The 10243-nt window shown below is 57.2% G+C and carries 21 protein-coding genes; all 21 read left to right on the top strand.

The window, feature by feature from the left end; genetic code table 11:
• The first annotated feature begins 633 nt into the window (after nucleotides 1-633).
• The 21 genes from BUB22_RS16510 to BUB22_RS15475 all read left to right on the top strand — a co-directional run bounded on the left by BUB22_RS16510 (nucleotide 634) and on the right by BUB22_RS15475 (nucleotide 10120).
• Nucleotides 634-867: a hypothetical protein gene (locus tag BUB22_RS16510; RefSeq protein WP_139259050.1), complete on the top strand. Its 234-nt coding sequence runs from the start codon at nucleotides 634-636 to the stop codon at nucleotides 865-867.
• Nucleotides 864-1112, top strand: a complete 249-nt coding sequence (locus BUB22_RS15380; RefSeq protein WP_073116497.1) for a hypothetical protein — start codon at nucleotides 864-866, stop codon at nucleotides 1110-1112. The genes BUB22_RS16510 and BUB22_RS15380 overlap by 4 nt, the downstream gene beginning before the upstream one ends.
• Nucleotides 1109-1396, top strand: coding sequence for a hypothetical protein (locus BUB22_RS15385; protein ID WP_073116499.1), 288 nt, complete (start codon nucleotides 1109-1111; stop codon nucleotides 1394-1396). Before BUB22_RS15380 ends, BUB22_RS15385 begins: the two co-directional genes overlap by 4 nt.
• Complete coding sequence (locus BUB22_RS15390; protein ID WP_073116501.1) at nucleotides 1393-1761, top strand: hypothetical protein; 369 nt, start codon at nucleotides 1393-1395, stop codon at nucleotides 1759-1761. The genes BUB22_RS15385 and BUB22_RS15390 overlap by 4 nt, the downstream gene beginning before the upstream one ends.
• A complete protein-coding gene (locus BUB22_RS15395) occupies nucleotides 1758-1958 on the top strand; it encodes a hypothetical protein (RefSeq protein WP_073116503.1) in 201 nt (66 codons plus the stop codon). Before BUB22_RS15390 ends, BUB22_RS15395 begins: the two co-directional genes overlap by 4 nt.
• A 5-nt stretch (nucleotides 1959-1963) precedes the next feature.
• Complete coding sequence (locus tag BUB22_RS16825) at nucleotides 1964-2119, top strand: hypothetical protein (protein WP_175547314.1); 156 nt, start codon at nucleotides 1964-1966, stop codon at nucleotides 2117-2119.
• A gap of 10 nt (nucleotides 2120-2129) precedes the next feature.
• A complete protein-coding gene (locus tag BUB22_RS15400) occupies nucleotides 2130-2363 on the top strand; it encodes a hypothetical protein (protein WP_073116505.1) in 234 nt (77 codons plus the stop codon).
• A gap of 27 nt (nucleotides 2364-2390) precedes the next feature.
• A complete protein-coding gene (locus BUB22_RS15405) occupies nucleotides 2391-3332 on the top strand; it encodes a hypothetical protein (protein ID WP_073116507.1) in 942 nt (313 codons plus the stop codon).
• Complete coding sequence (locus BUB22_RS15410) at nucleotides 3325-3831, top strand: hypothetical protein (RefSeq protein WP_073116509.1); 507 nt, start codon at nucleotides 3325-3327, stop codon at nucleotides 3829-3831. The genes BUB22_RS15405 and BUB22_RS15410 overlap by 8 nt, the downstream gene beginning before the upstream one ends.
• A 9-nt stretch (nucleotides 3832-3840) precedes the next feature.
• Nucleotides 3841-4287 (top strand): single-stranded DNA-binding protein, encoded by a 447-nt coding sequence (locus tag BUB22_RS15415; RefSeq protein ID WP_073116511.1) that lies wholly within the window; start codon nucleotides 3841-3843, stop codon nucleotides 4285-4287.
• A gap of 223 nt (nucleotides 4288-4510) precedes the next feature.
• Entirely contained in the window at nucleotides 4511-6016 is a 1506-nt protein-coding gene (locus BUB22_RS15420; RefSeq protein ID WP_083535591.1) for a ParB/RepB/Spo0J family partition protein, read from the top strand.
• The gene (locus tag BUB22_RS15425) at nucleotides 6009-6335 is read left to right on the top strand and encodes a hypothetical protein (protein WP_073116514.1); all 327 of its coding nucleotides are present in this window, start codon (nucleotides 6009-6011) and stop codon (nucleotides 6333-6335) included. The genes BUB22_RS15420 and BUB22_RS15425 overlap by 8 nt, the downstream gene beginning before the upstream one ends.
• 1 nt (nucleotide 6336) lies before the next feature.
• Nucleotides 6337-6588, top strand: a complete 252-nt coding sequence (locus BUB22_RS15430; protein WP_073116516.1) for a hypothetical protein — start codon at nucleotides 6337-6339, stop codon at nucleotides 6586-6588.
• A gap of 56 nt (nucleotides 6589-6644) precedes the next feature.
• Nucleotides 6645-6902, top strand: coding sequence for a hypothetical protein (locus BUB22_RS15435; RefSeq protein ID WP_073116518.1), 258 nt, complete (start codon nucleotides 6645-6647; stop codon nucleotides 6900-6902).
• Between the two features lies 1 nt (nucleotide 6903).
• Nucleotides 6904-7692 carry an HNH endonuclease signature motif containing protein gene (locus BUB22_RS15440; protein WP_073116520.1) on the top strand — a complete coding sequence of 263 codons (789 nt, stop codon included), beginning with the start codon at nucleotides 6904-6906 and terminating at the stop codon, nucleotides 7690-7692.
• Nucleotides 7693-7992: 300 nt separating this feature from the next.
• Nucleotides 7993-8310, top strand: a complete 318-nt coding sequence (locus tag BUB22_RS15450; protein WP_073116524.1) for a hypothetical protein — start codon at nucleotides 7993-7995, stop codon at nucleotides 8308-8310.
• The gene (locus BUB22_RS15455; protein ID WP_073116526.1) at nucleotides 8303-8485 is read left to right on the top strand and encodes a hypothetical protein; all 183 of its coding nucleotides are present in this window, start codon (nucleotides 8303-8305) and stop codon (nucleotides 8483-8485) included. Before BUB22_RS15450 ends, BUB22_RS15455 begins: the two co-directional genes overlap by 8 nt.
• A 17-nt stretch (nucleotides 8486-8502) precedes the next feature.
• The gene (locus BUB22_RS15460) at nucleotides 8503-8781 is read left to right on the top strand and encodes a hypothetical protein (RefSeq protein WP_073116528.1); all 279 of its coding nucleotides are present in this window, start codon (nucleotides 8503-8505) and stop codon (nucleotides 8779-8781) included.
• A 15-nt stretch (nucleotides 8782-8796) separates the two neighbouring features.
• A complete protein-coding gene (locus tag BUB22_RS16940) occupies nucleotides 8797-9468 on the top strand; it encodes an Acb2/Tad1 domain-containing protein (protein WP_217650378.1) in 672 nt (223 codons plus the stop codon).
• Between the two features lie 159 nt (nucleotides 9469-9627).
• A complete protein-coding gene (locus BUB22_RS15470; RefSeq protein WP_073116529.1) occupies nucleotides 9628-9870 on the top strand; it encodes a hypothetical protein in 243 nt (80 codons plus the stop codon).
• A 1-nt stretch (nucleotide 9871) separates the two neighbouring features.
• Entirely contained in the window at nucleotides 9872-10120 is a 249-nt protein-coding gene (locus BUB22_RS15475; protein WP_073116531.1) for a DNA-binding protein, read from the top strand.
• The last annotated feature ends 123 nt before the right edge of the window (nucleotides 10121-10243 follow it).

A 10243-nucleotide genomic window follows, 5' to 3' on the forward strand; every position in this document is an offset into this window, starting at 1 on the left:
ACGTCCCCGACGCAGGAGCAGCTGGACGAGAAGTGGCTCGAGATGTACGGCAACGAATTTACGCAGGATGCCCCGAACGGTAACGCCGGGGTGGATATGTCTGACGCCGGCAACGGTGCCGCCTCGAAATCGCCAACATCCTGCGGCACATTTACGGCAGACGGGGACACCCGCGAGGACTCCCAGGCGAAACCCGACGGGTCGGCGATTACCAGAAACGAGACCCGGGCTCATGACGCTCTCGAACCGTCTGCCAACATTTACGGAGACGCCGCTACCCGCGAGGGCGCGGACGTAAGTACCACCGTCTCCAGGAATATGCGGCGAGTGCCGCAGACCGAAGCCCCAGCGCACGGATTCAGCGGTGGGCGTACCGCGCAGGGTACTATGTCCCGCTCCCCGGAGGCGGCTGCGCAATCCGGGAAAGCTTACGACCAAGAAACCGCGAAGACCCGGGACACCCGCGAGGACTCCCACGGCCGCTATGCACCGCCGTCGTGCAGTCCCGAAGACGGCAACCCGGCGGAGACAGCCCCGAGCCACGGCGGATCCGTGGCAAGTCTTGAGGCTCGGCAAGGCCAGGCTCTGGAAAGCCAACGGCGTGCGGGGGCGGACTCCGTAAGAGGGACTCCATTGCATAGGGCTCCCGCACGCCAACAGGCCAAGAACTCAAGGTGCCCGAACAGCCGCGAGGATTTCCACGCCTTCGTCGCCGACAACAACTTGCACGAGGGTCTCGCAGAGGAATGGTACGCCATGCACGAGGCTCGCGAGTGGGTCGACAGGGACGGAAAGCCCATAAAGGACTGGCGTGGCGCCCTCTACAACTACTGCACCAAGACAGAACAGAAAAGGAGAACGGCATGAACTGGGAGTCGCTCATAGCCGACAGGATGCGCCCCGCCAAGACCGTCGTCGCCGTGACATACAAGCAGGCGATACGCAAGGCGAAGGACAGGCGATACTACCTGGCGCACAAGGACGACCCAGAATTCAAGCGCAAGAAAAGCGAACGAATGAAACGTGTAAGGAACACCGACGAGTACCGCGAAAGGCATAGGCTAGAAATGAGGGCCCGCAGGGCCGCGAAGAAACAGGAGAAAACGGCATGATCATCACGCTCAACATGGACACGGAGAAGGACAAGGAAGTCTGCAAGAAGGTGCTCTCGCTCATCCTCGACTTTGGCGGCACCGTAGACCTGGAGGTCGTAGGGCAACCCAGGCCGGTGAAGCGTCTCTACAAGGATGTCAAGGGTATATGGCCGACCGAGGAGGCCGAATTCAAGAAGCCCGTCAACAACGAGCAGCCGAAGAAGCGCCGCGGCAGGCCGCCCAAGGCAAAGAACGTGTACAGCATCGCCCGCGAGAAACTCGCGGAAAGGGTGGCTAAATGAACATGGAAACCGTCAACCGAAACCGCACCATCTCGCTCTACTGCATGCTCACCGGGCGATACCACGAATACTGCTCCAAGTGCGCCATGCGCATGGACGAACACCGCCACGCCAGGTACATCTCCGAGCGCGACGCGGACGAGTTCCTCGCGTACATCACGCCCGCCGTGGAGCGCTTCTGCGGCGACTCGTTCGCCAAGGGCCTCAACCCCGACACGCCGCCGCACCCCATCGCCATCGCGATCGCCATCAGGCACGGCCGCAGCGCCATCCGCGACACCCTCGCCAAGCTCGGCTGCCCCGGCGAGCTCAACAGGGTATGGGAACTCATGAAGGCCCACGGCATGGAAAGGGAGGCGGAATGATCACGGAGGAATTCAAGAGCAAGAAGTCCCGCTCGGTGTTCACCGTATCCGGAAAGACGGAGCGCACCTTCCTCACCGTTTCCGGAGAGGCCGCGACGAACAGAAAAGTGCAGGACGAGGTCGCGCGCATCAGGAAGAGCGGCGCCACGTGGGACGAGGCCGTATGGACCGCGAAGATGCTCGCAGCAACCTACTAGGAGGAATGATGAATTTCGAACGCATAAAGGCACCCGACGGCATCCACGAGGACGTGGAGAGCAACGAGTACAGGACCACGAACGCCGTCGCGCTGGCACTCATCGGCGCATCCGTGGCGGCATCCATCGTCGGCGCGGTGGCGCTCGCGATCATCTTATAAGGAGCACACGATGGCAACTACACGACAGGACATAGACGTCCTCGAACGCAACTACTACAAGGCGAACGTCCAGTGGCTCAGGGCCGCGAGCGAATACGCGACGATGGCGGTCATGCACCAGCGCACGGGCAAGGAGCACGTGGACGAACTCACCCGCCTCGCGGTCGCCCGCAAGTCCGCCCTCGAGGACTGGCAGATGGCAATCACCGGCATGGCGGAGGTCGCCATGTCCGAACTCGGATAGAATTCACAATCAACCGGAGAAACAATCATGGAACAGAACAACAACACCGCCGTGGCGGAAATCCACGAGAACACCGACTTCATGCTCGGACTGCACGAGCTCAAGGCCCGCGCCAACATGGTCTCCCAGATCAAGAAGGAAATCATGAAGAACGGCACCCACTTCGGAGTCATCCCCGGATGCGGCGACAAGCCCACCCTCCTCAAGAACGGCGCCGAGCTCCTCTGCATGGCATTCAAGCTCGCCCCCGAAGCCAAGGTGGAAATCGCCGACCTCGGCAACGGCCACCGCGAATACACCGTCACCACCACGCTCGTGTCCATCGCGACAGGCACCCCGATCGCCACCGGCCTCGGCAGCTGCTCCACCATGGAGTCCAAGTACCGCTACCGCAACGTGTCCGACTTCGAGGTCACGGGACAGCCCATCCCCGCCGACGCGAAGGAACGCAAGCAGGAATACCGCAAGCAGGGCTATGGCATGAAGAAGGTCGACGGCGTGTGGGAATGGGTCCGCTTCAAGGACAGCGCCAAGGCCGAGAACCCCGACATCGCCGACCAGTACAACACCGTGCTCAAGATGGCATCCAAGCGCTCCCTCGTGGACGCCACGCTCAAGGCGACCGGCGGCAGCTGCGAATTCACCCAGGACATCGAGGACATGGCCCCGCAGGGCGGCTATCCCGACTACCAGGAACAGGACGACGGACAGCCCGCCCCGCAGCAGCCCAGGAAGAGCCGCACAGACCCCAAGGCGCAACTCCTCGCGGCCGTGAAGAACTACACGACGAAGCAGTTCGCCTCCATGCTGCAGATGTTCAAGACCCAGGACGCGGCCGCATACGGCAAGCTCGTGGAATGGCTCAAGGAGAGCGGCTGGGAGAAGCCGAACCTCGTGCCCGCCGACCGCTACGCCGACGCGGTGGAAAAGTTCTACACCCTGAAGGAGGAGGTCGAGTACAATGGCTAAGGAAGTAATGATCATCACCGAGGACGACATCAAGGAAAAGCTCGTGCTCGGGGAGTCCGAGATCGCGACACTGAAGTTCCTCGTCGCCAATGCGGGCGTCGAGATGGACGAGGAAACGAAGAGGGCTTTCATCTCGTCCAGGAACGCGAAGGCGGCGTCCATCGTACGCCTGAATGAATTCAAGTGCTGGTGCAAGAAGACCGTCGACTACCTCGACGCAATTTTCAAGCACGCGTTCAATGTCGGCACGTACGAGGAATTCCCCGCCAACGTGAAACTGAAAAACAACGGGAGCTCCCACAAGTTCAAGGACGGCGCCGCGGCAATCGTCGCCGACACCCTGCTGAAGAAGAGGCTCGTGACGAAGGAGCAGCTGTTCGCAGTCCTGAGCGTGGACAATATCGCGAAGGCTTCCGGTCTCAAGAAAGAAAAACTCATGGAAATGTTCCCCGACGTCATCATCGAAGAGAAGAAGTCGGCGACGCTCATCATCTCGTAGGAGGCAATAATGGCATACCTGAACAAAGTGATGCTCATCGGGAACCTCGGCAAGGACCCGGAAATCCGTCTCGGCCAGCAGTCCGGGCGCAAGTGCGTCTCGTTCTCCCTCGCCACCAGCCGCCGCTACCGCGACAACAACGGCGAGCAGAAGGAGGAGACCCAGTGGCACAATGTCGTGGGCTGGGGCAAGGTGGCCGACATCTTCGAGCAGCTCGGCATCCGCAAGGGCACGAGCCTCTACGTGGAAGGCCGCCTCGCGAACCGCAGCTGGACCGACAACAGCGGCCAGAAGCGCTACGCGACCGATGTGAACCTCGAGACGTTCCAGGTGCTCACGCCCAGGAACCAGCAGCCGAACCCATACGCACCGCAGCAGCAGGCGCAGCCCGCGCAGAGCGACGCCCAGGCGTACGGATCGCCGTCCTACGACGACGATGACGACCTGCCCTTCTAGCCGTTTCTCCGGCTAAAGGCGGAGAGGCCCCTTCCGCTGAGGAAAAAAGGGGCACCACGGCATCGCAGGTGCCTGGAGTGGAACTTCCCCATACCATTCCGGCCCGGTTCGAATCCGGGGATGCCTCTAGGGCCGATGGGCGCATGACATACATTGCCAAATCAACACACACGAATTCCGCGCCCGGAAGCCCGAACAGTCACACATCAAACGGAGACACGCTATGAAAAGACAGACAATCACCATGAGCGTCAAGGACGCACGACCCGAAAAGAACGGCGACGAGGAACGCAAATACAGTTTCCGCACCATCGCCGTGGACAACATCCAGGAGAACGGGAACATCCGCCAGGTAGGCGATATCGACGACCTGGCCGCGTCCATCCGGGCGCACGGTATCATCAACCCCATCACGGTCACCAACGACTTCGGGATGTCGACGCAGTACCGCGTCGTCGCTGGACACCGCAGGCTCGCGGCCGCGAAACGCATCGGGCTTGCGAAGGTTCCCTGCCACGTGGTGGACAAGGATTCCGAGGGTCTCGACGAAATCCCGCTCTCCGAGAACATCACCCGCATGGACATGACGCCCTACGAGGAGTGCTTGGCCGTGAAATTCCTTGTCAGCAAGAAGAATACCGTGCAGCAGGTGGCCCGCAAGTTCGGCCGCACGCTCCGCTGGGTGCTGGTCCGCAAGAAACTCGCCGACGCCGGCGACAAGGTGCTGAAGAAGGTCAAGGAAGGCGTAATAGGCCTCGACGCGGCCGCGAAAATTGCCGACCTCCCGGACAACGTCTTCAAGCGCGAGCTCGAAAGCTGCTACCGCACGGACAAGTATTTCATCGACGGAGTCCTGGACCGTTACCACAAGGACCTGAGCCACGCACCGTTCGAGCACGAAGCCTGCCTCAAGTGCGACAATTGCAGCTCATGCCAGGCGGACCTGTTCGAGAACGAACCGAAGGCCTACTGCCTGGACCCTAACTGCTGGGCACGCAAGGCCAAAAAGGCAGCCGAAGCTAAGGTGAAGAAACTCCAGGAAGAAGGCAGGAACGCCCGCCTCGGCAAGTTCTCCAGTTACGGTGTAGACTGCATGGACGAAGCCGACAAGTTTGAAATCGGCAAGTATGACAGCAAGGGGCAGGAACAGGCCAAGGAAGCGGGCATACAGAAGAGAATCCTTGTCGACGCTGCTACTCTCAAGACGTACGAATACTTCGACAAGCGCGACCTTCCCGACTACCACGAAATGACCGAAGAGGAACGCGAGGCCGAAGAAGAAAAGGAAAGAAAGGAATTCCGGTTCCGCGAAACAAAACAAGACATGACGAAAATCCGTCTCCGCAAGGCCATCGCGAGAAAGATCCAGAAAGGCGACAAGGATGACGTGATTGCACTGCTGCTCTTTCGCTGCTACGACCTTGACGACACAATCGACGAATCGCAGCATGACCTTCTCGGAATCAAGACCGACGAAGACCGTTGCGCAGGACTTTCCGACATCGACGACCAGGTCAGGCCTTGCGACATCCACGACGCTGTTCTCGGCAGCGTCGAACACATCCTCGAGAGAACCTACGATATCGATATTCTCCGGAAGATGTACTCCATCATCACTTACGGCGACCCGAAGGAAGCCGAACCCGTGGACGACGAAGTCGAGGACGAACTGAGCCGCAAGAATGCGGAAAGCGAACACGACGAAGAAGAGGAGGACGCCGATGAGTAACGAAGAACGCCCGAGGTCCGCCATGTTCCAGGCGACATCGCTCATGCTCGACGCCATGCGCGACCTCAAGGAAAAGAAAATCTCCCCGCAGGAAGGCGCCACCATCGCCATGCTCGGGAAGGGCGTGTGCGACATGGCCAGGGAAGCCTGCAACTTCGTGAAGGCCACCGGCTTCATCCCCGTGGATTCCGCGTTCGGCTCCGACCTTCGCGAAATCGAGCCGAAGGTGTCCCGCGAGGCCCTCCAGGAGCAGCAGGCGCGTCTCGAGGCGCAGGGCATGAAGTACATCCCGTCGAAGCGGGAAAGGGCGGACTTCTAGCATGCAGACGATCGAAGAATACAAGGCCTACACCCGCCAGCTGGAAAACGAGGTGGGCAAGTGGCACCGGGCCTACGACGCGCTCATGGTCGAGCGCAACCAGATGGCTGCAACACTGGCCGAAAACAAGAAGATCATCGAAACCATGGCTGCGGAACTTGACGAGCTTCGCAAACACGAAGTCGAATGGGACTTATCGAAAGCGCGAATCAGGGAACTCGAAACCGAAAACAAGCAACTCAAAGGAGAATGACATGTTCATCAAGATTTCCAAGACCGACTGCCAGAACATTGTAAACCAAAATTTACGTGGGGGGGGGTAACTCCGAACTCGAAGTAGCGCTGGCCAAGAAGTGCCTCGCTCTCTATGACAAACTCGGCCAAATCAACAACGAGCGCAACGAATACTTCGAAGCCATCTACTCGGCCACGGTCAAGTTCGAAAAGGCCACGAAGGGGGCGCTGAGGCACAAGAGGGCGGCAAACCTCGCAAGGGACAGCAAGGCGCACTTCGCCACGGCCGTAAAGCTGGACGATGAACTGAAGGAACTCGCAACAGAGGGATAGCATGATCAACTACTGGAAAGAGGCGGAAATCGCAATGCTGCGGGAGAACATCCTGCCGCCAGGAAGGAAGCTCAAGAGCGCCTACACGAAGGCGTTCAGGCTCGGCATCTGCTTCTGCCCGGTCACGAAGAAGTCCTTCAAGGCACAGCGGGAGCAGGCCGCCTACGTCACGGGCTCCGTCATCAGGGAACTGCAGAAGACGGGCAAGGTGCGGGCTACCGCGAGGAAGTACGGCATCTCCTATACCACCGTGATGGAGATTGCCAGCAAGGCCGGAATCAAGGTGAACCCGGATTCCCTGCAGAAGCGGGCCGAGACCATCGTGTTCGAGGGCAGGAACTACGCGTGGCACGATTCCGGATACTACTGGCGCTGCACAACCGGCAAGCGGGAAAGCCTCGCCAGGGTGCTCTACGAGCGCGCCCACGGCCCCATAAAGGGCCGCAAGGTGGTCGTGTTCAAGGACGGCAACAGGTACAACCTGGACGTGTCGAACCTCGTTTGCATGACACCGAGCAGGCAGACGAAGGAACGCCACGAGAAGGACCCGCTCTATCGCGCCTCGTGCATAGCGGGGCTCGCCCTCGGCAGGCTCCGCACTCAGATCAACGAGACTGTAGACCCCGAATTGAAAAAGAAAAATGAAGGAGGCCGACAATGGCAACGATTTATTACAAGGGAATGGAACTTCAATCTATCAACGAATGTAAAGTTTTTGAAGAACCGCGAGAAATGCTGGTTTGGAACGAAAGCTATACAAGACCGATTGAAAAATTGGTATGCGCGATAATCCCATACCGTCGCGAAGGAAGTGTCATCACAAGAGGAGGGGCTTTCGAGTATTGTGCAGAAATTCCCGAAGAACCGAAGCCTCGCAGGGCTACCAACCGCGAGTTAGCGAAGTGGCTGGCACAGGGGAAAGGTGAATGGGGAATCAGTAAATTCGGAGTCATTGAGAAAGCCGAGATAGGATGGTTTTATGACACTGGATACGAAAAACAAACTTTGCAGTCTGAATTGCGAGTCCGCAAGTGGGACGATACCGAGTGGCACGAGCCCACGGTGGAATACATGGGTCTGGAGAAGTAGAATGTTTTATATCGGTTTTTTGGTAGGATGGGTTGTCGGGATTCTTTCAGCGTTGTTGTTCCTCTACATCATCCGTCGAGAGACAGAATCCGTAGCGGACGGAAAGCGCGTCTGCACCAACGGGAAAGAAGAGTTTGAACCCTGCGATCCTTTCTACGTCAATGTCAAAACGGGAGAGTATGAATTTCGAAGCAGCCTGATACGGGAATACGGAAAGGATGAATTTGCACGCATGGTCGCATACGGAGAATATGTAAACGAATTAAGATACCAAAAACAACAACCGCCGAAGAGGCAAAGGAAACAAACAAATGTCTAACAACCACGAACCGAACCGCGCTCAGCGCAGAGCAATGATTTTCGGGTGGACGCCCGTTTCGCCCAAAAACGACATCGCAAGCGTCGTCAACGGCACCAAGCATAGAAAGCCCTACCAAATCAAACTCATCAACAAGCGCCTTGCCAGCAACGGCTTGAGGACCATCCGCGCATAGCGCAAAGGAAAAGACAAATGGATAACAATAACGAAAAAAAAGAAATTCCGGAAAACCTGTTCGAAATGCTGAACTGTCTCCGCAAAAAGCGCGAGGAAACACCGAGCGAGAAAATCCTGAAGCTCGCGCTCGAACGCGACAAGGTGTATGACCGTTGCAAGTCCTTGAGCGCAGAAATCAAGGAAGCGAAGGAAAAGAACCAGGATTACAACTTCCTCACGATCCAGTTCAACCACATGGACGATTACAAGAAAGTCCTCGGCGACCAGATCAAGAAACTCATCGACGAAACCTAACAAGGAGTAAACAAAATGAAAGCGACAAAGAAACCCGTAACCATCGAATGCTTCAAGTACGATGGCGACCTCAAGAACGGCAACGGCGAATACTACGTTCCCGAATGGGCCGTGGAAGCCGAAAAGAACGGTACTATCTTCTTCAAGGACCAGGGAGAAATGTACATCAAGACGCTCGAAGGCGACCGCCACGCAAGCGTCGGCGACTACATCATCCGTGGCGTGAACGGCAAACTGTGCCCCTGCAAGCCGGACATCTTCGAGAAGACGTACGACATTGTGGACTCCGGCAACCGTGTGCGCGAATTCAAGGAGACCAAGCACAACCTCCTCACGACCAAGTACACGAAGGTCCTGGAAGAGTCCGAGTACCAATACAACGCCCCGCACACCTTCCGGGTTATCAAGGCACAGGAAGAAACCTCCGAAGAACACAAGGGCGAGAACCTCGTGCTCTCCGAGATCCACTTCCAGGAAGGCCCCATCAAGGAATGCGGCGTGAATGGCGTCTGCAACGAAGATCTCCTCGTGATGGTTATCCGTCGCCTTCAGGGATTCCAGGAATCCAAATACAAGTGCCGCGAAAACGCCATGGCGATTACCAAAATCGAGGCGGCTTTGCTGTGGCTGCGTAAGAGAACGATGGCCTGTGAAAATCGCGGAGTTGAAGGGACGCACATGGTGTAAGAAAACAGTGGCTGTAGCTTAATTGGTTAAAGCGCGGCTATACCCCGAATGTCGGTTCGACTCCGATGAAAGAAAGGTGTCAAGGGTCACACGCGGGAAGAAGGTGCCGAAGGTTGCGGGTTCGACTCCCTCCAGCCACATAAACCAGAAGGATATTCGATGAATTCAAACATAAAACCGTTAAAACTCATCAACAACGAGGCGTATTACACATTCGGACAGGCTGTGCAACTCTTGCCTTTCTCTGGTCGTACGCTATGCAGGGAAATCGCTCGTAGAAAGATACGTTCTCTTGAGATGGGGACAGGAAAATTTTTTAAGCCAGAATGGATTGAGGAGTATATCGAAAAACATATCAAGCAGCCAAAGGCGGCTCCGCATTTAGGTAAAAAGGAAATGTAATATGGACGTAAAACTTAATTCCGAAATGATCGATCCTGAAAAGGACTTGATGCCTGTGATGGACGAAATCTACTATACTTTCACCGGCGCTATGAAGATGACCGGACTCAAGGAAAGTTCACTCCGCAACGAGATGAAGGAAAAGCGCATCCGTGTCTTCAAGCACCCTGTTCGCGACCTTTTTTCGAGGGCGGCCATCGAGGAGTGGACAATCAACAGAACCGTCAGGCCAGATTACAAAAAAAAGTAGTACATGTCCATAACGCTTGTACAGAAGAACAAGTCAAAGGGTATCCTCACCTGGTACGCCCGAGTTCCTGACCCGTTGGCGAGGGGGTCGGTGCATTTCTTCAGTCTGGGTACCACGAGTCGC

The organism is Fibrobacter sp. UWCM, from assembly GCF_900129735.1.
In the GTDB taxonomy this organism is placed as follows: domain Bacteria; phylum Fibrobacterota; class Fibrobacteria; order Fibrobacterales; family Fibrobacteraceae; genus Fibrobacter.

Bases quoted from the DNA above. Each gene is read 5' to 3' on its own strand.
- BUB22_RS15380 (WP_073116497.1), top strand. From the start codon at position 864: ATGAACTGGGAGTCGCTCATAGCCGACAGGATGCGCCCCGCCAAGACC.
- BUB22_RS15385 (WP_073116499.1), top strand. From the start codon at position 1,109: ATGATCATCACGCTCAACATGGACACGGAGAAGGACAAGGAAGTCTGC.
- BUB22_RS15390 (WP_073116501.1), top strand. From the start codon at position 1,393: ATGAACATGGAAACCGTCAACCGAAACCGCACCATCTCGCTCTACTGC.
- BUB22_RS15395 (WP_073116503.1), top strand. From the start codon at position 1,758: ATGATCACGGAGGAATTCAAGAGCAAGAAGTCCCGCTCGGTGTTCACC.
- BUB22_RS16825 (WP_175547314.1), top strand. From the start codon at position 1,964: ATGATGAATTTCGAACGCATAAAGGCACCCGACGGCATCCACGAGGAC.
- BUB22_RS15400 (WP_073116505.1), top strand. From the start codon at position 2,130: ATGGCAACTACACGACAGGACATAGACGTCCTCGAACGCAACTACTAC.
- BUB22_RS15405 (WP_073116507.1), top strand. From the start codon at position 2,391: ATGGAACAGAACAACAACACCGCCGTGGCGGAAATCCACGAGAACACC.
- BUB22_RS15410 (WP_073116509.1), top strand. From the start codon at position 3,325: ATGGCTAAGGAAGTAATGATCATCACCGAGGACGACATCAAGGAAAAG.
- BUB22_RS15415 (WP_073116511.1), top strand. From the start codon at position 3,841: ATGGCATACCTGAACAAAGTGATGCTCATCGGGAACCTCGGCAAGGAC.
- BUB22_RS15420 (WP_083535591.1), top strand. From the start codon at position 4,511: ATGAAAAGACAGACAATCACCATGAGCGTCAAGGACGCACGACCCGAA.
- BUB22_RS15425 (WP_073116514.1), top strand. From the start codon at position 6,009: ATGAGTAACGAAGAACGCCCGAGGTCCGCCATGTTCCAGGCGACATCG.
- BUB22_RS15430 (WP_073116516.1), top strand. From the start codon at position 6,337: ATGCAGACGATCGAAGAATACAAGGCCTACACCCGCCAGCTGGAAAAC.
- BUB22_RS15440 (WP_073116520.1), top strand. From the start codon at position 6,904: ATGATCAACTACTGGAAAGAGGCGGAAATCGCAATGCTGCGGGAGAAC.
- BUB22_RS15450 (WP_073116524.1), top strand. From the start codon at position 7,993: ATGTTTTATATCGGTTTTTTGGTAGGATGGGTTGTCGGGATTCTTTCA.
- BUB22_RS15455 (WP_073116526.1), top strand. From the start codon at position 8,303: ATGTCTAACAACCACGAACCGAACCGCGCTCAGCGCAGAGCAATGATT.
- BUB22_RS15460 (WP_073116528.1), top strand. From the start codon at position 8,503: ATGGATAACAATAACGAAAAAAAAGAAATTCCGGAAAACCTGTTCGAA.
- BUB22_RS16940 (WP_217650378.1), top strand. From the start codon at position 8,797: ATGAAAGCGACAAAGAAACCCGTAACCATCGAATGCTTCAAGTACGAT.
- BUB22_RS15470 (WP_073116529.1), top strand. From the start codon at position 9,628: ATGAATTCAAACATAAAACCGTTAAAACTCATCAACAACGAGGCGTAT.
- BUB22_RS15475 (WP_073116531.1), top strand. From the start codon at position 9,872: ATGGACGTAAAACTTAATTCCGAAATGATCGATCCTGAAAAGGACTTG.